Annotated in this window: 22 protein-coding genes and 1 tRNA gene; 9 read left to right on the top strand and 14 right to left on the bottom strand. The window is 37.8% G+C overall.

Going from position 1 to position 24,849, the window contains the following annotated elements; all coding sequences use genetic code 11:
• Nucleotides 1–94 precede the first annotated feature (94 nt).
• Complete coding sequence (uvrB, locus tag IAE20_RS09145; RefSeq protein ID WP_200460336.1) at nucleotides 95–2,116, bottom strand: excinuclease ABC subunit UvrB; 2,022 nt, start codon at nucleotides 2,114–2,116, stop codon at nucleotides 95–97.
• A 164-nt stretch (nucleotides 2,117–2,280) separates the two neighbouring features.
• Here uvrB and IAE20_RS09140 point away from each other — a divergent pair, with 164 nt between their 5' ends.
• Both IAE20_RS09140 and IAE20_RS09135 read left to right on the top strand, forming a co-directional pair.
• Nucleotides 2,281–3,081, top strand: coding sequence for a hypothetical protein (locus IAE20_RS09140; protein ID WP_200460337.1), 801 nt, complete (start codon nucleotides 2,281–2,283; stop codon nucleotides 3,079–3,081).
• Nucleotides 3,082–3,269: 188 nt separating this feature from the next.
• On the top strand, nucleotides 3,270–4,706 hold the full coding sequence (locus tag IAE20_RS09135; protein WP_200482182.1) for a sensor domain-containing diguanylate cyclase: 1,437 nt from the start codon (nucleotides 3,270–3,272) through the stop codon (nucleotides 4,704–4,706).
• 20 nt (nucleotides 4,707–4,726) lie between these two features.
• On the opposite strand, the gene ykgO is transcribed toward IAE20_RS09135, so the two are convergent.
• Nucleotides 4,727–4,852 (bottom strand): type B 50S ribosomal protein L36, encoded by a 126-nt coding sequence (ykgO, locus tag IAE20_RS09130; RefSeq protein WP_010588981.1) that lies wholly within the window; start codon nucleotides 4,850–4,852, stop codon nucleotides 4,727–4,729.
• 147 nt (nucleotides 4,853–4,999) lie between these two features.
• Complete coding sequence (locus tag IAE20_RS09125; protein ID WP_200460339.1) at nucleotides 5,000–5,182, bottom strand: hypothetical protein; 183 nt, start codon at nucleotides 5,180–5,182, stop codon at nucleotides 5,000–5,002.
• Between the two features lie 214 nt (nucleotides 5,183–5,396).
• Between IAE20_RS09125 and IAE20_RS09120 the strand changes: the two genes are divergently transcribed.
• Nucleotides 5,397–6,629 (top strand): pyridoxal phosphate-dependent aminotransferase, encoded by a 1,233-nt coding sequence (locus IAE20_RS09120; protein ID WP_200482183.1) that lies wholly within the window; start codon nucleotides 5,397–5,399, stop codon nucleotides 6,627–6,629.
• Between the two features lie 77 nt (nucleotides 6,630–6,706).
• Here IAE20_RS09120 and IAE20_RS09115 read toward each other — a convergent pair whose 3' ends face one another.
• The gene (locus IAE20_RS09115; protein ID WP_200460341.1) at nucleotides 6,707–7,132 is read right to left on the bottom strand and encodes a hypothetical protein; all 426 of its coding nucleotides are present in this window, start codon (nucleotides 7,130–7,132) and stop codon (nucleotides 6,707–6,709) included.
• A gap of 237 nt (nucleotides 7,133–7,369) precedes the next feature.
• Here IAE20_RS09115 and IAE20_RS09110 point away from each other — a divergent pair.
• A tRNA-Asn gene (locus IAE20_RS09110) sits at nucleotides 7,370–7,445 on the top strand.
• Nucleotides 7,446–7,494: 49 nt separating this feature from the next.
• Nucleotides 7,495–7,938: a DUF2726 domain-containing protein gene (locus tag IAE20_RS09105; RefSeq protein ID WP_200482213.1), complete on the top strand. Its 444-nt coding sequence runs from the start codon at nucleotides 7,495–7,497 to the stop codon at nucleotides 7,936–7,938.
• A 23-nt stretch (nucleotides 7,939–7,961) separates the two neighbouring features.
• Here IAE20_RS09105 and IAE20_RS09100 read toward each other — a convergent pair whose 3' ends face one another.
• The 3 genes from IAE20_RS09100 to IAE20_RS09090 all read right to left on the bottom strand — a co-directional run bounded on the left by IAE20_RS09100 (nucleotide 7,962) and on the right by IAE20_RS09090 (nucleotide 9,816).
• Entirely contained in the window at nucleotides 7,962–8,138 is a 177-nt protein-coding gene (locus IAE20_RS09100; protein ID WP_200482184.1) for a hypothetical protein, read from the bottom strand.
• Between the two features lie 155 nt (nucleotides 8,139–8,293).
• Complete coding sequence (locus tag IAE20_RS09095; protein WP_200482185.1) at nucleotides 8,294–9,064, bottom strand: OmpW/AlkL family protein; 771 nt, start codon at nucleotides 9,062–9,064, stop codon at nucleotides 8,294–8,296.
• Nucleotides 9,065–9,432: 368 nt separating this feature from the next.
• The gene (locus tag IAE20_RS09090) at nucleotides 9,433–9,816 is read right to left on the bottom strand and encodes a DUF962 domain-containing protein (RefSeq protein ID WP_200482186.1); all 384 of its coding nucleotides are present in this window, start codon (nucleotides 9,814–9,816) and stop codon (nucleotides 9,433–9,435) included.
• A gap of 227 nt (nucleotides 9,817–10,043) precedes the next feature.
• Between IAE20_RS09090 and IAE20_RS09085 the strand changes: the two genes are divergently transcribed.
• The gene (locus IAE20_RS09085; protein WP_200482187.1) at nucleotides 10,044–11,507 is read left to right on the top strand and encodes a CYTH and CHAD domain-containing protein; all 1,464 of its coding nucleotides are present in this window, start codon (nucleotides 10,044–10,046) and stop codon (nucleotides 11,505–11,507) included.
• A gap of 45 nt (nucleotides 11,508–11,552) precedes the next feature.
• Here the strand turns inward: IAE20_RS09085 and IAE20_RS09080 are convergent, their stop codons facing one another.
• Nucleotides 11,553–12,185, bottom strand: coding sequence for a hypothetical protein (locus IAE20_RS09080; protein ID WP_200460346.1), 633 nt, complete (start codon nucleotides 12,183–12,185; stop codon nucleotides 11,553–11,555).
• Nucleotides 12,186–12,295: 110 nt separating this feature from the next.
• On the opposite strand from IAE20_RS09080, the gene IAE20_RS09075 reads away from it, so the two are divergent.
• Nucleotides 12,296–12,685 carry a DUF3144 domain-containing protein gene (locus IAE20_RS09075; protein ID WP_200460347.1) on the top strand — a complete coding sequence of 130 codons (390 nt, stop codon included), beginning with the start codon at nucleotides 12,296–12,298 and terminating at the stop codon, nucleotides 12,683–12,685.
• A gap of 48 nt (nucleotides 12,686–12,733) precedes the next feature.
• On the opposite strand, the gene IAE20_RS09070 is transcribed toward IAE20_RS09075, so the two are convergent.
• The 5 genes from IAE20_RS09070 to icd form a co-directional block, all read right to left on the bottom strand.
• Complete coding sequence (locus IAE20_RS09070; protein ID WP_200460348.1) at nucleotides 12,734–13,051, bottom strand: hypothetical protein; 318 nt, start codon at nucleotides 13,049–13,051, stop codon at nucleotides 12,734–12,736.
• A gap of 130 nt (nucleotides 13,052–13,181) precedes the next feature.
• Nucleotides 13,182–15,950: a M16 family metallopeptidase gene (locus tag IAE20_RS09065; RefSeq protein WP_200482188.1), complete on the bottom strand. Its 2,769-nt coding sequence runs from the start codon at nucleotides 15,948–15,950 to the stop codon at nucleotides 13,182–13,184.
• A gap of 166 nt (nucleotides 15,951–16,116) precedes the next feature.
• Complete coding sequence (locus tag IAE20_RS09060) at nucleotides 16,117–17,349, bottom strand: voltage-gated chloride channel family protein (protein ID WP_200482189.1); 1,233 nt, start codon at nucleotides 17,347–17,349, stop codon at nucleotides 16,117–16,119.
• 138 nt (nucleotides 17,350–17,487) lie between these two features.
• Nucleotides 17,488–18,879 carry an L-cystine transporter gene (locus IAE20_RS09055; RefSeq protein WP_200482190.1) on the bottom strand — a complete coding sequence of 464 codons (1,392 nt, stop codon included), beginning with the start codon at nucleotides 18,877–18,879 and terminating at the stop codon, nucleotides 17,488–17,490.
• A 229-nt stretch (nucleotides 18,880–19,108) separates the two neighbouring features.
• Entirely contained in the window at nucleotides 19,109–20,365 is a 1,257-nt protein-coding gene (gene icd, locus IAE20_RS09050; protein ID WP_200460352.1) for an NADP-dependent isocitrate dehydrogenase, read from the bottom strand.
• 198 nt (nucleotides 20,366–20,563) lie between these two features.
• Between icd and IAE20_RS09045 the strand changes: the two genes are divergently transcribed.
• Entirely contained in the window at nucleotides 20,564–21,367 is an 804-nt protein-coding gene (locus tag IAE20_RS09045; protein WP_200460353.1) for an rRNA large subunit pseudouridine synthase E, read from the top strand.
• Nucleotides 21,368–21,505: 138 nt separating this feature from the next.
• On the opposite strand, the gene IAE20_RS09040 is transcribed toward IAE20_RS09045, so the two are convergent.
• Nucleotides 21,506–23,737, bottom strand: coding sequence for an NADP-dependent isocitrate dehydrogenase (locus IAE20_RS09040; RefSeq protein ID WP_200460354.1), 2,232 nt, complete (start codon nucleotides 23,735–23,737; stop codon nucleotides 21,506–21,508).
• 355 nt (nucleotides 23,738–24,092) lie between these two features.
• On the opposite strand from IAE20_RS09040, the gene uraH reads away from it, so the two are divergent.
• The gene (uraH, locus tag IAE20_RS09035; protein WP_200482191.1) at nucleotides 24,093–24,506 is read left to right on the top strand and encodes a hydroxyisourate hydrolase; all 414 of its coding nucleotides are present in this window, start codon (nucleotides 24,093–24,095) and stop codon (nucleotides 24,504–24,506) included.
• The last annotated feature ends 343 nt before the right edge of the window (nucleotides 24,507–24,849 follow it).

Raw genomic sequence — 24,849 nt, 5'->3', positions numbered from 1 at the left:
ATCATCAATTTATAAACAATACTCACATTAGCTTGTTTTATATGCAAATTATGTATAAATATGTAGCAATTTACAGAGTAAATAGTTTATGAGTTTATTGCAGCATCTGTGCTTTTAATCGCACAATTTCATCACGCAAACGTGCAGCTTGTTCAAACTGCAATTCTTTGGATGCCTTGATCATCTCTTTTTCCAGTTTAGAAATATGCTTGGTAAAGAGTTTTGGATCCGCAAGAATGTGCCGTTCATCTGCTGAAAGTGCTTTCGCCTGAGCAGAAACTTTGGCATCAATCTCATCGTCATTAAAGACTTCACCGGTATCAATTTCCTTGATTTTTTGTCGTACCGCACTACGTGGAGTAATGCCATGCTCTTCATTAAACTCAATCTGTTTGGCACGGCGACGCTCTGTTTCATCTATGGCTTTTTGCATAGAGTCCGTGATACGGTCTGCATATAAGATTGCTTTACCTTTTAGATTACGTGCGGCACGCCCGATGGTTTGAATAAGTGAACGTTCCGAACGCAGAAACCCTTCTTTGTCTGCATCCAGAATTGCGACCAGAGACACCTCTGGCATATCTAGACCTTCACGCAGCAAGTTAATACCGATCAACACATCATGAACCCCAGTGCGTAGTTCATGAATAATCTTGACTCGTTCGACAGTATCGATATCGGAATGCAGATAGGCTACTTTCACCCCATATTCTTTTAAATAAGAGGTAAGATCTTCCGCCATACGTTTAGTCAAGGTGGTCACTAAAACACGCTCATCCAGATCTTTACGAAGATTAATTTCAGAAAGAACATCATCAACTTGTGTCAATACTGGACGAATTTCAATTTCAGGATCAACTAAACCTGTCGGACGTACGACTTGTTCTACGATCTGATCTGATCGTTCTAGTTCGTACTTGGCTGGTGTTGCACTGACATAAATCGTAGTCGGAACAATTCGCTCCCATTCTTCAAATTTCATAGGACGGTTATCAAGTGCACTTGGTAAACGGAAACCATAATTGACCAAATTTTCCTTGCGCGAACGATCACCTTTATACATTGCACCAATTTGCGGAACCGTAACATGTGATTCATCAATAATCAGTAACGCATCATCAGGCACGTAATCAAATAAAGTCGGTGGTGCTTCCCCCGATGGACGACCAGACAAGTGACGTGAATAGTTTTCGATACCATTGGTGTAGCCCAATTGCTGCATCATTTCCAGATCATAACGAGTACGTTGTTCAATGCGCTGTGCTTCGATCAGTTTGTCATGTTCACGGAAAAATTTAAGTTGATCCTGTAACTCAACCTTAATGGTATCAATCGCGCGCGATAAATTGTCTTTTGGCGTGACGTAATGACTTTTAGGGTAAATCGTCACGCGCGGTACTTTACGCAACATTTTACCAGTCAATGGATCAAACCAGCGAATAGATTCAACTTCATCATCAAACAGCTCGATACGAATTGCATTTTGATCAGATTCGGCAGGAAATACATCCAAAATTTCACCACGAATGCGATACGTACCGCGTAAAAATTCCAGTTCATTACGGGTATATTGCATTTCAACCAACCGACGAATCAGGTCATCACGATTAACCCGATCGCCTTCAACCACGTGCAGCAACATTTTCATATAGGCTTCGGGATCACCCAAACCATAAATTGCAGAAACCGAAGCTACAATAATCGCGTCACGACGCTCCAATAAAGCACGAGTTGCCGATAAGCGCATCTGGTCAATATGATCATTAATTGCGGCATCTTTTTCAATAAAAGTATCGGACGAAGGCACATAAGCTTCAGGCTGATAATAGTCATAATAACTGACAAAATATTCTACTGCGTTGTTGGGAAAAAACGCCTTAAACTCTCCATAAAGCTGTGCCGCTAGAGTTTTATTGTGTGCCATAACAATAGTTGGTCGCTGAGTCTGTGCAATCACATTGGCCATGGTATAAGTTTTACCTGAACCAGTGACCCCCAATAGCAACTGATTGCGATAACCACTTTCAACACCATGCACCAGCTTTTCAATCGCCTGCGGTTGATCACCTGCGGGCTGGTAACTAGTGACTAATTCAAAGGGTTGTTTATCGCTCACGCACACGCTCTCTTTTTCTAAATTTCATTTCACTAAGCCCTTTATGGGGCAATTCCCCCTCAATTTAAAGGCTTTTCCTGTAAATTTAATTTCTACATATTGTACTTGACCCATCCCCTTTTCCTCTGCAACATGGAGGAAATCAAGATCAGAACTGAAACGACATGGCATACCATTATCACGACGAAAGCATTGTCACTGAACTTCCTGAAGATACGGTTTTTGTCTTTGGCAGTAATATGGCTGGACAGCATACACATGGTGCAGCTCGTGTTGCCGCACAGCATTTTGGTGCCGTAAATAATGTCGGTCGTGGTTGGGCTGGTCAAAGTTTTGCTATTCCAACTTTAAATGAACATTTACAACGAATGCCCTTGTCTCAAATTGAGCATTATGTGAATGATTTTAAAACCTATGTCCAACATCATCCCAAAATAAAATATTTCATCACTGCTTTGGGTTGTGGTATCGCGGGCTATAAAGTTTCAGAAATTGCACCTTTATTTAAAGGTATTCATTCCAATGTGATTTTACCTGAATCATTTAAGCCCTATATTGATGAAAATGCTATTTCTCAGTTCCCCGATTTAACTTCAAACACAGTACATGCCTTTATTAATGACGATGTAATTTTCTATTTTGATCATGGTAGTGACTCTTTTGAAGAAGCATTGAATAAAACTGCATTAAGTGATGCCGAAAAGGCCATCGCCTTAATTGTTTTAAATGAAGAAATGTACCCCCGTGACCGCTATGGTCGTGGTCGTGAGCGTGAACTTGAAGATATTCTCAGTAAGCTAAATGGCAAGATTTTTAATTTTCATGGTAATAGCGAAGGTGCTATGATTTTTGTGGGGGTTATCGTAGCCCTTATGGAACTTTATGATATTGATGAACAAGACTTTATCAAATTGTGGCGTGGAGACATTACCATCCAGCACCCCATTAATCGGGTAAAATCATAAAATAGTTTGCTGTTTGCTCTTTTATACCACTAAAGGAGCAAAATAATCAGGTATGCATTAAAATTATATTCTAGTATTTCTAAATACTTCACTTAAATTGTCTATTTTTTACACCTTTCTATTTCCAAGTATAAGCGTTGGTTTTATACTCCTTTAAAAATTAAATAATTCATTGGAATTTGCCCTAAATGCCGACTTTAGATTCATCTATTTTTGACCTTGCACCTATTCCAATGTGGCTGGAAGATTATAGCGATATAAAAAACCAGTTTAATGCATGGCGTGCTCAGGGCATTCAAGATCTATATACTTTCTTGAATGAAGATCTTGATCGAGTTCGCCAATGTGCGCATAAAATAAAAATTATTTCAGTCAATCAACAAACTCTTAATTTATTTGAAGCTGATTCGCAGGAACATTTATGTGGCAATCTGGATCGTATTTTTCAGGAAGATATGTTCAAATCGCATCTGTACGAGTTAGTCGATTTATGGGAGGGTAAAACACATTTTTCCAGTGTTGCAGTTAATTACAGCTTATCTGGAAAACGTCTTGATATTCAATTGCGTGGCGCAATTTTACCGGGTTACGAACAGTCTTTTGCACAAGTTCTTGTGACGACTGAGGATGTAACATCTTATCAAAATGCCCGCAGACAGGAAGAAAAAAACCGTCGCCTGGCAGAAGCAAGATTTGTATATTCACCCGCTTCGCTTTGGGTGGAAGATTTCAGTCGGGTTAAAGTTCGAATCGATCAATTAAAACAAATGGGAATTGATGATTTTCGTACCTTTCTAGATGTACATCCTGAATTTGTTAATCAATGCATCGAGGATATTTTAATACTTGACATTAATCAGGCCACATTGGATTTATTTCAGGCCTCAGATAAACAAACTCTACTAAAAAATATTCATAAAGTATTTGCCAATGAAATGCTCAGTACCTTCCGTGAACAACTGATTGAGTTATGGAAAGGTAACATTCATCACCAGCGTGAGGCCGTAAATTATGCGTTAGATGGCAGCATTCGAAATGTACTGTTGCAATTTACCGTTTTTCCCGGTTATGAAGAAGATTGGGGATTGGTACAGGTTGCATTAACAGATATTACTGCACGGAAAAAGGCTGAAAATTATCTGGAATATCTAGGCAAGCATGATGTGCTCACCAAACTTTATAACCGTTCTTTTTTTACAGAAGAACTCAATCGGCTTGAACGTAGCATTTTACGGCCAGTATCCTGTATTTTTCTGGATATGAATGGCTTGAAAGAAATCAATGATCAACTCGGGCATGATGTAGGCGATGGATTATTACGCCGTGTTGGTAGTGTTTTGACTCAGGCTATTCAAAATACAACGTATACAGCTTCACGTATCGGCGGTGATGAATTTGTCATTCTCATGCCGGGAACAGATGAAACAGCCGTTTTAGTCATGTTACAAACCATTCAGGAATTGTTTAATATCGATAACCAATATTATTCAAGTCAACCTATTAGCATGTCCTTGGGTTCTGCAATCACGCTTGAAAATGAAAGTATCGAATCTATGCTCAAACGAGCGGATCAGCAAATGTATCAGCGCAAAAAACATTTTTATCAGGATAAAGAAGCAATTTGAAAAACAGGCAAAAGCCTGTTTTAACCTTGTCTTGCTTTAAAACGTGGATTGGATTTACAAATCACATAAAGCTTGCCACGACGACGAACGATTTGACAATCAGGTGAGCGCTTTTTTGCACTTTTAAGAGAAGAGAGAACTTGCATAGGATAATCTCATTTATTGAAATGTTATAATATAACAATAACTACTTTGTAGACATTCGTCAAGCAAAAGATAAGCATTATTTATGAAAAAGCCCCTTACTTTATAAAGGGGCTTTTCAATTCATAGCTGAGGTAAAACAATTAAAATTAACGTTTTCCCATCGATCTACGCGTACCACGTGGTGGCATCCAAGTCCGATCTGCATACTGTTCAGGCTTAGGACGAACCTGATTATGCACGGCGTCTTCGTCATCGCAATCAGTCGCTTTAGGCATTGGAAAAGGTAATTTCACCACAGCCTTTTTTGCTTTGGGCTTTTGTTCACTCATGATGTTCACTTAAATTGGGTGATCTTTGCATATCTTAAATGATTTTGTCCCGAGATGCCCTTAAAAATAACACTGCAACTTACAATTTGATTATTTCACCGACATTGATTTTAGGTTTTTTATAAATTTGTTTTGATAATAAAACACGTGTCAACGATTTTGGGCTAAGATAGTATGCTTTTATTTTTTTAATCCCATTAGAAGGAATGCTGCCGTGGACGTACGTCTGTCTGATCGTGTAAATGCCATCAAACCGTCCCCTACTCTTGCTGTTACCAATAAAGCTGCTGAACTTAAAGCAGCGGGTAAAAATGTGATTGGTTTGGGTGCAGGTGAACCAGATTTTGATACCCCGCAACACATCAAAGATGCTGCTATTGAAGCCATTAATAATGGTTTTACTAAATATACAGCAGTTGATGGTACGCCAGGCCTAAAAAAAGCAATCATTGCAAAACTTAAACGCGACAATAATCTTGATTATCAAGCCAACCAGATTTTAGTATCTTGTGGCGGTAAACAGTCATTTTTCAACCTTGCATTAGCATTGTTAAATAAAGGTGACGAAGTGATTATTCCCGCACCTTACTGGGTAAGTTATCCAGATATGGTGATTATCGCTGAAGGGACACCGGTTATTGTGAAATGTGGTGAAGACCAACGTTTCAAAATTACACCTGAACAATTAGAAGCTGCTATTACACCGAATACACGTTTATTAGTACTCAATAGCCCTTCTAACCCAACAGGCATGATTTATACAAAAGCTGAACTCGAAGCGTTGGCTGATGTTCTGCGTAAACACCCACAAGTTTATATTGCATCTGACGACATGTATGAACCTATTCGCTGGGAAGATGAATTCTACAATATCGCAACTGTTGCTCCAGATTTGTATGACCGCACGATTGTTCTAAATGGTGTATCTAAAGCCTATGCGATGACAGGTTGGCGTATTGGTTATGCGGCAGGTCCTGCAAAACTTATTGGTGCAATGAAAAAAATTCAGTCTCAATCAACGTCAAACCCAACTTCAATTTCACAAGTTGCTGCTGAGGCTGCATTAAATGGCCCGCAAGATGTACTTGAGCCCATGATTGAAGCATTTAAACGCCGTCATGATTTAGTGGTGAATGGTTTAAATGAAATTCATGGTATTAGCTGTCTACCTGCAGATGGTGCTTTCTACGCGTATGCCAATATTCGTCCGCTCATTCGTGCTAAAGGTTTAAAATCTTGTACAGAGTTTTCAGAATGGTTACTTGAAGAAACAGGCGTTGCAGTTGTACCAGGGGATGCTTTTGGGCTAGGTGGTTTTATGCGTATCTCTTATGCTACAGCAGATGAAGTCCTAGTGGATGCATTAGCACGCATTAAAAAAGCAGCCGAATCTATTGATGGAATAGACGCTGCGATTGCCTCAATTGAAGCTGAGAAAAAAGCTTAATCCGCTTTGAACATCAAAAAACCTATCTTCGGATAGGTTTTTTTCTTTTATATACAAAGATTTTAGTTTGCTAAAAATTAACTAAAACGCTTAGGTCGTTCCAGACTTAAGTAATGGCAATAATAAGGTAAGGCCTGTTCCAAGGTAATTTCTTTAACTTGCTGTTCTTCCGTACTCCATGCCAATGCAGATGTTTTTGCAAAAAGTCCTTTCCTCTCAATAGCAAAAAGAAACAATGAGTTATGCCAGCATTCGTTAAGTTGTGTCCATAAACCTTGATTGACGTCACTCAAAACTTTAACCTGATGCTCTGTCCATTTATCGCCCAGCCACAATTGTAATAAATCGCCCAGATAAATTTTTTCTTCACTAACAATAGAAAAATGAATATGAGCATCTAAAACTGGTTGGTAGTACAATTCTGGATTATGCAAAATATCCAGATAGAGAGACTGATAATATTGAAATTGAGAAAAGATATCTTGAATATGAAGAATTGGCATCACACTGCCCTCCGATTTAGCCATTTAGTGCTGGCAAGTTGGGTTAAATCCACACAGTTTGAATTTGATTCAAACACTATTACGCTTTTAAACATAACAACCTATTGCTCAAAGCACAAGCGTTTTCATGCTACACTTGGTTTTTGTTCAAATAAACAACATACACACTTAAAATGTAAGAAACATGACAGATTAGACTTGACCCTAATTAAAATCCCCTTATAATCGCTTTCAGATTCTCCCATAGCTCAGTCGGTAGAGCGACGGACTGTTAATCCGCAGGTCCCTGGTTCGAGCCCAGGTGGGAGAGCCAAATTTTTAACCCACTCATTAGAGTGGGTTTTCTTTTGAGTAAGGGAAATGTGTTGAGTTCATCTCAAATATTTTTTTTAAGTTTGGGCTGCATCTCTAGCTTATTTCTTATTTTAACTTGTTTAAAATCTTTTATCTTTTCTAGACAACAGTTTTTTGCACGGGCTCCTATTACTCCTTTTGAAGCAAAAATGTTTCGTCGCTTAAAAATTGCTTTTCCAGATCATCATATCTTAGCTCAAGTTGCTTTTAGCGCTTTGATTACTAGTGATCACTATAAAGTTAGACATAAATTCAACCGAAAAGTAACAGATTTCGTGATCCTAAATGATGCCCTTGACGTTATCGCAATCATCGAACTTGATGATCCCAGCCATTTAGAAAAAGTTAAAGAAGATCAATTACGCGATCAGATGTTTAAAGAAGCTGGATATTCTATATTTCGATATACTGACATTCCAAATATCCGTCAATTACACAGAGATATTCTTTAAATTCTTAAATGTATAAGATTGATTTATTTAGAATCAGATAGCCCATGTTTTTTTGCAATTTCTTCATGTTGTTGTTTATATTTACGCTGATTTTCCGCATCACTTTTGGCTGCTAGAAAAGCCATACTTATAATAAATATGAGAAATAATAATCCCATACCCATGAAAATTAATGCGTTACGATGATGAGCCACTGACATTTATATACTCGTTTCGGATAATAAAATTGGCATTCAATATAACAAAAAATGATAATTAAATAATATTATTTTTAAGCTTTTTTTAATATTTATATTTTCCATAAAAAAGACCTCGATTAATCGAGGTCTTTTTTTATTTCGATATGAGATAAAATTTAGAATCTATAACCCAAACCAACAAAAGTTACAATCGGATTAATCTCAATATCCGTTTCACCTTTAATAAGTGTACTGTTTAAAGTAGATGAATTAATATCTAAAGTCGCTTTAGTCTTTAAGTGAGCATAAGTTACCGAAGCTGTCGCAAACCAGTCTTTATTAAAGTTATAGTCTGCGCCAATAGTAGCTACAGGAGCGATAGCATCATCAATACTTACATTCGTTGCAGATAGTCCTAACTGTCCATTACCTACAGCTGCATTTAAAGCAGGATTTACAGTCGATTCAAGTTCAAAACCATCAAAATGTGCATACATGATACCTGCACCTACAAATGGACGAAATTTGCTATTTACTGTACCAAATTGATATTTACCAAGAAGAACAGGGGTATAAGCATCTACTTCACCCACTTTTCCTACTTTAGAAAGATCAACAGCCCCGCCTAAAATACTACCTTTACCTAAAATTTCCATTTTAGGTGGCACACCAGCAACAAGTTCTAAAGATACATTATCATTTACATAGTAATCAAAAAGTACTGCGCCAGTATCTGCATCATCAATTTCAAAACCGGCATGAGGATCATTAACTGGAGTTTGAGTTAAATTATTTTGACCGTATACACCCTGTTTTTCGCCTTGAGGCATAATATGTAACCAGCCAGCAGAAACACTAAAAGTTTTACCGTCTGAAGTAGCTGCGTGTGTTGCAAAGCTTGTAGCCAATAGTGCTACTGGTAGGAGTGCTGTTGTTAATTTTCTCATGGGAAATCCTATCAATTTGTCGTATATACGATAAGGTCTAAGGCTTCCAAACCTTATTGTCCAACAATTATTAGAATAAATACTTAAAAGATCAATACAGATTTATAACTTAGTAAGTTCATTTTTTATAATTGTATGAATTTTATTATAATTATTTTTATAAAAATAAAACTACATTGTTAAATTTTATACATTTAAAAGGCAAGTAATAATCAATTACAACTTGCCATTGTCATTTTTTAAAATTAACAACTAACAATGCTTTAATTTAATACTAATAAAAATTCCATCTTTAAAAGATTTATCATGTAGGGATATCTTTGTAATTACTGCAAAACTCCATCGAGTTATAATTTTAGAAAAATAAATTAACTGCGAATTTTATCAAACTTACGATCTTTTAAACTGATTCTTCCCCGAACCACATCTGAAAACATTTTCCAATCCGAAATGAAGCTATAAAGTGGCTGTTTAAAACTTGCAGGTTTATTTTTTTCAAAAATAAAATGTCCAACCCAAGCACACGCATAGCCTGAAAGTAACCCATATGCTACATACTTTGGTTTGCGCTTTCGAACTGCTTTACTTAAAAAATAAAGCCCTACACTGCTACCTGCAATGTGTAATCGACGGCTAAGTATATTTCGGTGTTCCGTCAGATAGAAATCATAAAATTCTTGATAATTCTTAATAGGTAATTGAATTTTATGATCGCTGGCGGAATTTTTTTGAAATTTGACTGGCGCATTCATGGTCGTCATCCTGAGACTATTTATTCATCACTTTACCTGAAACTTAAATTTTTAAAAAGCCCGTTTTAATTCAAATTAGAAAGGATTAACTGAATATTTAACAACAAATCAAATACATATAAGGCGAACCAATCATCGGTAAATCACGTCATCATTGGTACGTTTTTAGTGGTATGCTTAAGCAAAATTAAATCCTTAAAATCTAAAGAAGTTTTGGGAGTCAGCTCATGGTCGAAATTGAACTAAAATTTCAGCTTCCTGAGGGTAAGAAAAAAAGTGTATTACAAGCACTGAAGGCAAACACTGCCCAGAAAATTCGCTTACAAGCCAAATACTATGACACGCCTGATCGATTACTTGCGCAAAACCATATGGCTATTCGCTTGCGCCAAGAAGGTGATCATTGGGTACAAACATTTAAAGCTTCAGGTAAAAGCCATCTGGAACGTATTGAAAATGAAGTTCATTTAGGACAGTGTAAGGTCGAACCCAAATTAAACCTTGATCTGTTTTCAGAAAATAAAATTGTCAAAAATTTATTAAATCAGGTTCTAGGTACACAACATGATCAGTTGATATTGCAATTTAAGACAGATGTACAACGCACCTTTCGACTTTTGAGCTTCAATGAAACTGAGATAGAGGTCTGTCTGGATGATGGTACCGTTTCCACTGCCGAGCAATCAGAAAAGATTTGTGAGGTTGAATTTGAATTAAAACAAGGTTCCCCAGAACAACTCATTTTCTTTACACAAGATTGGGTCAAAAAATATCAACTGTGGCTGGATGTCCGAAGTAAAGCAGAACGAGGAAATTTATTATCCATTCACCAAAAAGCCTCACCTGCGGTTAAAGCAAAGACATTGATTTTAAATAAAAATGATTCAACTGATGTTGCTATTCGTAAAATGATTGGGAATGCGTTACAGCAACTATTACCTAATGCCGCAGTGATTGCAGATAACGTTGCCAATCCTGAACATATACATCAGGCACGTGTTGCAATTCGACGTATACGCAGTATTTTCAAAAGCTTTAAGTCATGGTCAGATGATATTGATCCTCAATGGGAAAAGCAGCTCGCACAGATTTTTCAAGCTTTGGGTACAACACGTGATTTAGATGTGATACGTGATGAAATCTTTCCTGAGTTATTAAAGGCAGATGCACCTTTTTCAGCTTTACCTGAATCAGCCACGATTGATGATCAAACACATCTGCTTTTTCAAAAGGCAGAAACAGTATGTTTATTACTGCAACTCTTGGCATTTAGCTACCATGAACAATCGCATCAAAAAGAATCTTCCAAATTAAAAAAGAAAATTAAGAACTCACTGAATCACTTACACAAAAAAATTATTCAGGATGCAGACCATTTTACTCAGCTTGAAATTGAAGAAAGACATCGTACCCGTAAACAATGTAAGCGTTTACGCTATTGCATTGAATTTGTTGCAAGTTTATATGATGAAAAGTCAGTAAAAAAATATCTGAATCAACTTCAAGTCGTTCAGGAAAAATTGGGTTTTTATAACGATCTACACATTACTGAGCGTGTTTTTATTGAATCGGCTCAAGCACAACCTGAATTCTGGTTTGCTGTAGGTTGGAGTAAAGCGAAACAGGAACAACTTTTATTGGAATCCGAACAAGAGTTAATAAAATTTGCCGATATTGAAGTGTTTTGGTAAGCAAAAAAGTCTGAAGAATTTTACAATCAAATATTATTGTATGAATTAACGATTTTTACCAAATATTTTCCAGACGCCGTTGTCAGCGATTGGGTCGTGATAACTATCACTGCGTTGCTTTCGTGGTTTCTCACGTGCATCTATCAATTTAAAATCTAGCTCGACTCCTAAAATAATACCATTTACATAAAACCGAGTTCGAGTATAGTCGCTTTGTCCATGTTGAAACACATACGTTCTTAAATCAATAAATTCACGATGGGCAACTAAAGCGGCAGTTTCATCAGTTTCTAGCCATTGTTGTAGGGCAAAAATTTGATCTGTGTCAAATTGGCCACATTTTTCAATTAAGCTGGCAATACCTCTAAATGTTTTAGATTCTTTTGCCCGAGTTTTGTTAATCCGAATACGATCAACATGAAAGAAGAAAAGTGGTAAATTCAAATGACTAGGTAAATGAATAGCATCCAATGCTTCATCCTGCATAAAAGGCTGAAAAAGTACTTTCGCCCTTTCAATCAGTTCATTCCATTGGCGATAATAGTGTTCAACTTCAGTTTGTAATCCATAATAAATTGGCAAACCTTCAACATGGTTCAAGTTTTCAGGGGGCCAATGATGCTGGCGCAATATAGCAATATCAGTTTTTAAACGCTGTATAGCAATGACATCTTGCATAGATAGTACCTGCTTTAAATTTACTTAGGCTATTTTGAGAGTAGATCAAAGGTTTAGTTTATGCAAGGCTTTAACGTATAATAGTGCATTCGTTTGTGTTGGAAAAAGCTATGTCTCAAAAAATTGATGCCACCGATATCACTGAAGAAGAAGCTTTAAATGCAGTTTTTTTTGAGCGCGCTGATGATTTTATTAAACTTGCCAATGAGTTTTGCCGCCCAAAAAAGGGGGAAAAGCCTGATCCTGAAGCCGTTCGAGGTCAAGTGAGTGCAGCCATGTTATTTGGTACAGCACGTTTTAACACATGGGTTGCAGCAAATAATTTTAAAGATGGCAATGAGATGCGTGATGCAAAAGAGCAAGTTATGTCTTACGTGTTACAACAGTTTCAAATGATGCTTGAAGATAATTATGATGAGTATTGCGAACAGTTTGATAACTATTTACGCTTTCGTGAAAACGAAGAATTTCATACTCATAAACACGATCATGATCATTAAAGAAAGCCCTTTAGGGCTTTTTCATTTTTAGTATATAAAACTTAGCAATTAAATCTTGCGATCCCAGACAATTTTCTTCACCGTATTATTAACTACAGTGACTGTATAATAGGTGTTATCTATCAAATAGATATAATCCACAGCGTTTAATTTTTTTCGATTTTCTTCCCATTCATAACTGCGCTGTGAAACGGGTGCCTGCTGCATTTTTTGCATCAAATTGATATAACTGTCGCCAATATAGACTAGACTGCCATTTTGACTACGCATTGAACGTGTTTCATTATAGGCGAAAACTATCATTGGACTGGTCAATAAAGTCATTAAAGAGACAACCACTACCAGTTTTTTGATTTTATTAGACATATTTAACCTTTATTTTTTATCTTTAAAATTTCGAAAATATTAACATAGACTTTTTTTTATTGAATAGTCAAATCAAGACTCGTAAAAAAGACTGCCGAAACAGTCTTTAGCTGGTAGAACACTCATTTTATTATTTTTTAGTGACTTGACCGTATTGATCTGCCATCACCTCGACAAAGTGATCGAGTTTAATATATTTCTTAATCACAGCATCAACATCTGCCTTGCTAAGTTTGGCAATATCACGGTCACGTTGACCACGATCCAGCATATTCTTACCACGCTCCAGTTGACTATTGAGCATACGGTGAATACTGCGCTCATCTTCAAGTGTAGTAACTCGTTTTTTCAAAATATCAGCTTTAGCAGATTCAAGTTCTTGTTCAGTTATCCCAGTCTGTAATAGCTTTTTTAAGACATGATGCACAGTTTGAGAAACTTGCTCCCCTCGCCCTGCAGTATAGTTCGCTTCAATAGTCAATGCGCCGACATTGGTGTCGCTATCCAGTTGCAAATCACTACCAAATCCATAAACAAGCGCATTTTTTTCACGAAGCTCTTGTCCTAGACGCGAAGAAAGTTGTGATTGTCCCAAAATATTAGTGAAAACAATGAGTGCAGGCGCATCCGGATGATCTACACCAACAGGGAATGTCAAAATACTTTGATAATTACCAAATTCCCGCTGTTCAGACAATGCATGCACTTTTTGGGCAGGATAATCTGTATCTACCGATAAAATCTTTTGGTAGGGTTGCGCACTTGTCCAAGAACCAAATGACTGAGCAATAAAGGTTTGCATTTTCTTCGCATCATAATCACCTGTGATCGCAATTTGAGCATGATTCATGGCAAAAAACTGATCATACAGCTGTTTGACTTGCATCTGAGTCGCTTGATTCAACTGTTTCTTGGCAAATTCAGGCTCAAAGTGATAACGTAAATCACCCGGTTGATAAATTTCGATTAATCTTGCCAAATTTAATGCAGCTACTGTTTCAGGTTCAGTATATGGACGATCAAGACTGGAAAGACTTTGTGACTTGATTAAATCAAACTGGCTTTGTTCAAAGCTTGGATGCTTCATCACCTCAATAACAAATTTAAAAAATTCCTCAAACTTATCTTTACGTGCCTGAATATTAATGGTCATCCCATTATCCGAACTGGTTGCTGTTGCAGCACCGCCCGCTTCAATCGATTTATCAGCCACATCCTGTAAACTATATTTATCTGAACCACGTAGTAACAAATAAGAAGTTAAATCCAGAACAGTCCCTTTATCAAATAGTGATTTTTCCGTACCAAAGTCTAGTGTAATCGTTGCATACACACGATCATCTCGAGTTTGAGTAGGAAACAACGCATATTGCATTCCATTTTTAAGTGTGCCACGTTGAATCTTTTTCTCAGTATTTTGTAAATAATCTGCCGAGGATTTTACATATTGACTGACTTCCTGCTTATACACACTGGCATCTTTTAATGGCTCTTCAGCAGTGGATTGCTGATCTAACGTTTTCGGTTTTTCCTGCTGCTTTTTTTGCTCAAGTGCTTTTTTCTGTTCTTCTGGCGTCGGTTTAATATCACCAGAAATACGATGTTCAGGTGTTAAAAACTGGTTTAAAGTTTGGTTGACTTCACTCACATTTAGCTTTTGTACGGCGTCCAAATTATTGAAATATTGTCCCCAATTCCCTTTAGATGACACAATATAATCACTTAGACGCGAACCTAGAGCGGTTGAATCATTCATAATCAGATCAGCCTGATTTTGCATCAGAGTTTTAACTCTTTTTAATTCAGTGTCGTTAAAAGCCTTGCCATTTTCTACCTGAGAAATAAGTGTAGATTCGACCTTTTTCTCATCATTGTTTGGTGCATAAATCGCGCCCAAAAAGACCAAATTAAAATCCTGATCTAGCCATGTGGTTGACTGAACCGCAGTACTTAAACCTGTTTCAACCAAACCTTGATATAAATGACCACTTGGTTGCATCGTGTAAAGTAATGGTGAAAGTGCTAATGCAGGCTGGATTTTCTGATTTTGTCCATTCATATAAATATGAAACTTGGCCAAATCACTTCCCTTTTGTACAAGAAAGCTACGTGGATTGATTTTGCTAGAATCAAGTTTTGGCACTTGTACACTGGCAGGAATAGTACGAGCAGGAATTGGGCTAAAGTTTTTATCAATATTCTTCAATACTTCTGCTTTATCAAACTTTCCTGAAATGACCATCACTGCATTGTTCGGTGCATACCATGTCCGATAAAACTTATTCACCTCATTGAGCTGTATGGATTTAAGTTCTGGTAAATCGCCTATAGGCAAGCGACCTAGATATTGATTGCCATAGGCCGCTTTAAACATTTGATCCATCAGCACTGAAAATGGCTGATCCATACGGATTTCGCGCTCACGTTTAACGATTTCAATTTCAGATGGTACAAATTTTTCTTGTAATACTAATTTGTCCATGCGCTGAGATTCTAAATACAGAATTTCATTTAAAGCTTGCGGTTCTGGGCGGACAATGTTGGTATAACGCGTAGAATAATATTCCGTACTGGCATTGGTCATGAGGGTGTATTGATCGAGTCGACGTTGAAACTCATCTCCTTTGACATCCTGAGTACCTTTAAATGCCAAATGTTCCAACAAATGCGCAAGTCCACCCTTACCTTTCGGATCATTCAAAGAACCCGTAAAATAAATAGTATTTACAAAGACTTTATTTTCTTTATTGTTTGGCGCAAGTACCACCCGAAAACCATTATCAAGTTTATATTCTTCGATATTCTTTTCACTTTTAACCAATACGGTTTGTGACCAAGCACTTGCACTCAAGCCAAGAAAACACAATGAAATAGTAAGTTGTTTAAACCGCATTAACATAAAAATTCCAAAAAAATAATTGAGCAATATGAATTATTTGAACGCAGCTATACTATGAGAATCATGAAGTTTTTTATAGTTAAGTTTTGAAACGAGAGCCCAACTGTATCAACTTGCAACTTACAAATAATCGGACTAAACCGATGCAATGAATGTCACACCTTTTTTAATCTTCATCACGCAATTTAAGATTCTGATGGGTATATAAGCCACAATTTCCTGAAAAAAGATAAGCCAGCAAACAGGTAATTACAGCATATTGCGCAATATCCACACCAAATAATTCAATCGCCAAAACAATGGACGTCAAAGGAGCTTTACTCGCTCCAGCAAATAAGCTCACTAAACCTAAACCCGCAAGCAATGAAATAGGCAAAGGTAAAAATTGACCTAATGCATTTCCAAAGGTTGTACCGACAAAGAACAATGGGGTAATTTCACCGCCTTTAAAACCTGAACCTAAGGTAGTGGCTGTAAAAATTAATTTGCCTAAAAAATCAGTTACAGGCAGCTCAAGATAAAATGACGAGATAATACTGCCGATACCTAGGCCATTAAATTTCTGATGACCCACAATAATGGTCATGAGCATAATTAAAATACCACCAACCATGGGTCTAAGTGGCATAAAACGAATACGCTGATTCAGCTGTTTGCTCACAAATAAAATAGAAACAATAAAAAGGCGAGCAATAAAACCAAATAGTAAACCTGCGACAATCAAACTTGCAATCGTGGTCAAGCTGAGTTCAGGAAAACTGGAAACTACATAATACTGATGCGGATGACTGATATGAAAGAGTTCAGGAATCTGTGACGCCACAAGCGCTGAGACAAAGCAAGGAAATACAGCGGAATAACGTAATTTACCAAGAGAGGTAATTTCTAGGCCATAAATTGCCCCTGCTAGAGGCAACCCGAAAATAGCCGCAAAACCTGAACCGATACTGGCAATTAAAAAAATCTTGCGATTATCACCAGGTACTTTAAACACTTGGGTCATATGATCGGTCAATGCACCAGAAAGCTGTACCGCAGGCGCTTCCCGTCCAGCAGATCCCCCAAAAATTTGGGTTAGAATCGCACTAAAAAAAATCAAAGGCGTCATTCGTTTAGGAATAAATGCTCTTGGATGATGAATTTCATCAATCAGCAAATGCGTTCCTTTTTCGATAGGCGTTCCATAATAATAAAATAGATAGCCCATAAACAGGCCAATAAAAGGTAGAAAATAAACTAGCCACGGGTAAGCAATTCGAGTCTGATTGGCTAAATCAAAACAAACAAAAATAAGACTTGAACATAATCCCGAGATCACTCCGATCAGCACAGAAGCAACCGCCCAGTAAGCTGAGTAACGAAAAATCTGTGTGTATTCAGAAGACGGAAAAACTTTCATAAATACTGAAGGCTATTGGTTTATTAAAATGGAAATATATCGCTATTATTATCATGACGACATGAAAATAAGCTTAACGCTTTCTAGCGATTTATTCCACTTTAAATAACTTAAATCGTGCTTTCACCAAGGATCATTTTAACCATGGCTGAGTTCTGGATCATCATCACTTTGTAAAATGTCCTTGTCAGTCTGATGCATTAACTGACTCGTAATGGTTCCAGCGGTCATGGAACCATTTACATTCAATGCGGTACGGCCCATATCAATCAAAGGTTCAATTGAAATTAACAAGGCAACCAAAGTCACTGGCAAACCCATCGCTGGCAAAACAATAAGTGCAGCAAAGGTTGCTCCACCGCCGACACCAGCAACACCGACCGAGCTTAAAGTCACAATAAATACCAGTGTGGCGATCCATAAAGGATCAAATGTGTTAATTCCTAAAGTTGGCGCAACCATCACTGCAAGCATGGCTGGGTATAAGCCTGCACAACCATTTTGACCAATCGTAGCCCCAAAGGATGCTGAAAAACTGGCAATAGATTCTGGTATACCCAAACGGCGTGTTTGTGCTTCAATGCTCAAAGGAATACTGGCCGCACTAGAACGACTGGTAAATGCGAAAGTCAAAACAGGCCAAACTTTTTTAAAGAATCGTAACGGATTGATGCCCGAAAGCGATAATAACAACGCATGAACCGCAAACATAATCGTGAGGCCAATATAAGATGCGATTAAAAAGCCACCTAGCTTTAAAATGTCAGCCATATTGGAACCTGCAACAACTTTGGTCATGAGTGCAAACACACCGTAGGGAGTTAAGGTCATGACCAAACGCACAAGCTTCATGATCCAGCCTTGTAGAGATTCAATCCCGCGTAAAATACGCTGACCTTTTTCTTCATCATCTTTCAAAAGCTTTAATGCAGCAACACCTAAAAAGGCAGCAAAAATAACAACACAAATGATGGATGTTGGGTTTGCTCCAGTTAAATCTGCAAATGGATTGGTTGGGATAAATGACAATAATAATTGCGGTACATTTAAATCTGTCACCTTACCCATATAGTCACTGTGCAATGCAGTTAAACGTGCAGTTTCTTGGGTTCCTTGTACCAATCCTTCAGCAGTTAAGCCAAATAAATGAGTAACACAAACCCCAACAAAAGCTGCTATTGCAGTAGTAACCAGTAAAATTCCAATTGTATAAAAACTGATTTTACCCAATGAACTGGCATTATGAAGTTTCGCAACAGCCCCTAAAATAGAAATGAAAACCAAAGGCATCACGACCATTTGCAATAGCTTTACGTAGCCATTACCGACAATATTAAACCATTGCATTGACTCGGCAATAATCGAACTAGATTCACCATATACCAGTTGTAAACCTAATCCAAAAAGTACTCCAAGTAGTAAACCACTCAGCACTTTTTTAGCCAGACTCCACTGGGTCTTTCGGGTCTGAGCAAGCAAAATAAGTAGCCCAATAAAAAGAATAATATTGATCAGTAAGGGCCAGTTCATACAGACACCTGAAAATTGATAGAATTCGTGAGTAATATTGGAGCATAGATATAAGCCATTAAACCAGCCCCTCTTTATTTAATTGATCAGACAATAACGTCTATATTTATTATTTTTAATCATAAATGATTACGTTAAATAAATTGATTAGGCAACCTGATGATTTATCAAAATTTTAACAAACTGCGAGGATAAAAATAAACCTCTCATACACGAGAGGTTCTCCCACTTATTCATCCATATGTTGAATGATGGCTTGGCCAAACTCAGAACAGCGTAATAAAGTAGCGCCCTGCATTAAACGCTCAAAGTCATAAGTTACGGTCTTGGCTGCAATTGCACCCGAAATCCCTCGAATAATCAAATCTGCAGCTTCTATCCACCCCATATCACGTAGCATCATTTCCGCAGAAAGAATAATCGAACCTGGATTAACCTTGTCCTGCCCTGCGTATTTAGGCGCTGTGCCATGTGTTGCTTCATAGACCGCAATTGCGCCCCCAATATTTGCCCCAGGCGCAATACCAATACCGCCTACTTCTGCCGCCAGTGCATCAGAAATATAGTCACCATTTAAATTCAATGTCGCAATGACAGAATAATCCGTAGGACGCAGCAAAATTTGCTGTAAGAAAGCATCTGCAATTACGTCTTTAATAATAATATCTTTTCCATTTTTAGGATTTTTAATTTTGACCCATGGGCCATCATCAATCAGTTTACCGCCAAAACGTTCAATTGCCAGTTCATACCCCCATTCTTTAAAGGCCCCTTCGGTATATTTCATGATATTGCCTTTATGTACTAAAGTGACATTCGGCTTGTCGTTATCAATAGCAAACTGAATCGCCTTACGTACTAAACGCTGTGACCCTTCTTTAGAAACAGGTTTAACCCCAATACCGCAACTTTCAGGAAAACGGATTTTGGTAACTCCCATTTCTTCTTCAAGAAATTTAATCATTTTTTTGGCTTCAGGTGAATCTGCCTTCCATTCAATACCCGCATAGATATCCTCTGAATTTTCCCTAAAAATCACCATATTGGTTTGTTCAGGATGCTGAACTGGACTAGGCACTCCCTTAAACCACCGAACTGGACGGATACAAACATATAAATCCAACTCCTGACGTAAAGCAACATTGAGTGAACGAATACCACCACCGACCGGCGTAGTAAGTGGACCTTTAATTGACACCACATATTCACGCAATGCTTCAAAAGTTTCTTCTGGCATATACGTACCATAAATGGTATTTGCTTTCTCGCCGCAGTATACTTCCATCCATTCGATCGAACGTTTGCCACCATACGCTTTTAGCACAGCAGCATCTACCACTGCCTTCATTGCTGGTGTAATATCCACACCAATACCGTCACCCTCAATGAAAGGAATGATCGGATGGTTGGGAACATTGAGTGACAAATCCGCGTTGACTGTAATTTTGTCACCATCCGCAGGAACCACGATCTTTTGATAACCCATTGTGCAGGTTCTCCTTTATGTAGCTGGCGAATAGAAGGTATGCCCTAGAGGACATACTCTCAAATTTATTTTTTAATCATTGATAGTCTAATCCAACATAGGTTTTTTTGAGATTTAAAGGATGAATAACTACATTTTTCCATTAAATAAAAACCTTTTATTAACGGTTATGACTATAACCCCAAGTAGTTTATTTATATGAAAATAGTTGTATTCAACAAACCATTTGATGTCTTGTCTCAGTTTCGTGAAGACAGTGCGCATTTGACTGTTTCGAGTTTTATCAATGATCCTGATTTACGCATCGCAGGACGTTTGGATTTAGATTCGGAAGGCCTTATGTTTCTGACCGATCATGGGGGATTAAATCAATTTATTACCCATCCGAGTAATAAAAAATATAAAACCTATCTGGTTCAGTTGGATGGCGATATTACAGAAGAAGCATTACAACAATTACGTAAAGGTGTTGAACTTGCTGACGGTTTAACCTTACCCGCTACAGCGATAAAAGTTTCAGAACCAGAGTGGCTTTGGGAACGTAATCCACCTGTACGTTATCGCGCCAGTATTCCAACCTCATGGGTTGAAATTTCGATTTGTGAAGGTCGTAATCGTCAAGTAAGGCGTATGACTGCAACCGTTGGTTTTCCAACTTTACGCTTGATTCGCACCAAAATTGGTTCTATTGATTTAGTCCGGTTGGGTCTGCAACCTGGGGAACAAGCTGAAATTGAACCCTTACTTTATCCTGACTTTAAAGGTGTGCCAGAGGATAAACCGTATCGCTCACGTTCTTATGTAAAAAAACCAGGGGGCACAGGTGGAAAACCTATACAGCATAAGAAACCTGAAGGGGATAAAAAAGACCCGAATAAGAAAAAGTCAGGAACCAAACGCATCTGGCAAATGGATGAAAATGAGAAGCCGCGTCGTAAAACGAATGGTACCACTCGTCCAAACACCAAAGCACCACGTGGCCGTAACCGTAATGGCCGTTAAGATTTAGAAAATTCTTATAGCTCACAAAAGTGGGCTTTTTTTTATATCATCACACAAAATACTGTGGCATAAAAAAACCGATGCGTTTGCATCGGTTTTTTTTTACAGCATTAGTAGAATTACCAATATTGTTTTGACTTAAATCGTTTCAAGCGCAGCATTTAATGTCGAACTTGGACGCATCACTGCATTCACTTTCGCTGGATCTACTGCATAGTAACCACCGATATCAGCAGGTTTACCTTGAACTTCTGCAAGTTCTGCAACGATCTTAGCTTCGTTGTCGGCCAAGGCTTTGGCAAGAGGTGCAAACTTCGCTTTTAACTCAGCATCTTCATTTTGAGTAGCAAGTGCTTGAGCCCAATATAATGCCAAATAGAAATGGCTACCACGGTTATCAATCTCGCCAGTACGACGTGATGGTGATTTACCATTATCTAGTAAATTACCCGTCGCTTGATCTAAGGTTTTCGCCAGTAGCTTAGCTCGTTCGTTATTTTCCTTAATACCAAGCTCTTCAAGAGAAACCGCGAGAGCAAGGAATTCACCCAAAGAATCCCAACGTAAGTGATTTTCTTCAACTAACTGTTGTACGTGTTTTGGTGCTGAACCACCTGCACCTGTTTCATACATCCCACCGCCCGCCATTAACGGAACGATAGAAAGCATTTTCGCAGAAGTTCCAAGTTCCATAATTGGGAACAAGTCGGTCAGGTAATCCCGTAAGATATTACCCGTCACAGAAATAGTATCTAAACCACGTGCCACACGCTCAAGCGTATAACGCATTGCACGGACTTGTGACATGATCTCGATATCAAGTCCAGCCGTGTCGTGATCTTTCAAGTATTTCTCAACTTTTTTGATCAATTCGTTTTCGTGTGGACGGTATGGATCAAGCCAGAAAATTGCCGGCATACCAGAGTTACGTGCACGTGTTACCGCAAGTTTTACCCAATCACGAATCGGTGCATCTTTTACCTGACACATACGCCAGATATCTCCTTCCTCAACATTTTGAGAAAGCAATACTTCGCCCGTTTCAATATCCGTAATATTGGCAATACCAGCTTCTGGAATTTCAAAAGTTTTGTCGTGAGAACCGTATTCTTCCGCTTTTTGTGCCATCAAACCCACGTTTGGCACAGTTCCCATTGTACGCGGGTCAAAGTTACCATGCCATTTACAGAAATTAATCATTTCTTGATAAATACGTGCAAAGGTCGATTCTGGCATTACCGCTTTAGCATCGTACTGTTTACCGTCAGCACCCCACATTTTACCACCAGCACGGATCATTGCAGGCATAGAAGCGTCAACGATAATGTCGTTTGGCGAATGGAAGTTAGTAATACCTTTAGCTGAATCTACCATTGCTAATGCAGGACGATGTTCCTGACATGCATGTAAATCTTCAATAATTTCTTCGCGTAATGACGTCGGCAATGTTTCAATTTTTTCGTAAAGACCTGCCATACCGTTATTGACGTTAATGCCTAACTCGTCAAATAATTTACCGTGTTTTTCAAATGCATCTTTATAGTAAATTTTAACACAGTGACCAAATACAATCGGGTGTGAAACCTTCATCATGGTCGCTTTAACATGTAACGAGAACAAAATACCCGCTTCACGACAGTCTTCGAGTTGTTTCTCATAAAAGTCGCAAAGTGCTTTTTTGCTCATAAACATAGAGTCAATGATTTCTCCATCTTGCAAAGCGACTTCTGGCTTAAGCACGATGTTTTCACCACTCTTGGTAATCAACTCCATTTTCACTTTACGCGCACGATCAAGTGTCAATGATTTTTCACCATGATAGAAGTCACCTTCTTCCATATGTGAAACGTGAGTTTGAGACCACTGTTTCCATTCGCTCATCGAATGAGGATGTTTTTTGGCATAGTTTTTTACCGCAGCAGGCGCACGGCGGTCAGAGTTACCTTCACGTAAAACTGGGTTTACTGCTGAACCCAAGCATTTACCATAACGTACTTTAAGTGCCTTTTCTTCTTCATTCGCAGGATTTTCAGGATAATCTGGAATTGCGAATCCTTTTGACTGCAATTCTTTGATGCATGCTGTTAACTGGGCAACTGAAGCACTGATATTTGGCAATTTAATAATGTTGGTATCAGGATCTTGTGTAAGACGACCAAGCTCTGCAAGATTGTTGGGTACTTTCTGCTCATCTTTTAAATATTCAGAGAACTCTGCGAGTACGCGTGCAGACACAGAGATATCGCTTTTATCAATCTCAATGCCAGCTGGCTTGGTAAAAGTCTCAATGATTGGAAGCAGTGAGTAGGTCGCTAATAGTGGCGCCTCATCGGTCAGTGTGTAAATGATTGTTGACTTTCCACCAGCCATATATATCTCCTGCTTTGGATTGAGTTGTGAGGAACGAGCTTGTGACCCTCTCCTACGAACCGATTTGCTTAAATAAAACCCTGAGAGTATCGACTCTCATTGCATTTCAGTCAACGTAATATCCAGTGATAACGACATTTCGCCAGAAAATAATAGGGACACATCTTCACAGCCCTGATGCGTTAAATTTGTTATTTTTTTAGCTTGAATAAACCGTTAGACATCAATACACCCCTTATATGAGGCCAAAGCCAGTTATTTCAATAGCTATTCATACATTTTTTTGATTTAATTTTACATATTTTCTATCAAAATTATTAAGACAAAGCCATAGAATAAAATTCATCGTTTAATTATGGTTAAAAATCCTGTGTATAAAACAATTTTTTTTGCTTTAAGTCTAGCCGCGACGACGCTTACATTTGCCCAAAATCCTTTAAGCGTACATGTACTCAATTTAGAAAATGGTCTACCTTCGTCAGATGTAAATGTTGTACTTGAAGCGCAACAAGGTGAAAAATGGGTTCAGATTAATCAGGCAAAGACCGATGAAAATGGGCGAATCACTGCACTTTATCCTAGCGATAAAGCTATAGATAAGGGTATTTACAGAGTGACTTTTAAAACGGGCGATTGGTTTCGTGAACACAATCAGCGTTCTTTCTTTCCCGAAGTTCCTGTCGTTTTTGTTATTGATGGAACTGTCGATCACTATCATATTCCTCTACTTATGAGTCCTTATGGCTATTCTACTTATCGAGGTAATTGATCAATTTAACTTTTTAATACTTTTAAACACAATGCAATAATTCAAAAAAAGACTTTGAGGCAAATAATTCTTCGGGGAATTTGTTTAAGACAATAAATTCCTTTTTTAATTCATTATTTTTACATCAATCTCGCTGTATCCATGACTTTGTTTTAATTTTGGTGTTCAATGTTCTATATCTATACGAAAATAAGTTGTGAGTATTCATGATAATTAGGATATATCGCCTATTAAAATGAAAATATCCGAATAAAGATTAAGCCTAAACGCGAGTAAAAAATAAAGAATAAATTTCCATATAAATAAAAATTACATTATGTGAGATCTAAAAGATAATAACTGA

Origin of the sequence: Acinetobacter sp. S54, from assembly GCF_016624945.1 — a bacterium.
In the GTDB taxonomy this organism is placed as follows: Bacteria; Pseudomonadota; Gammaproteobacteria; order Pseudomonadales; family Moraxellaceae; genus Acinetobacter.
Note: the sequence above shows the minus strand (reverse complement) of the source record. Positions and strands in the feature narration are given on the sequence as shown.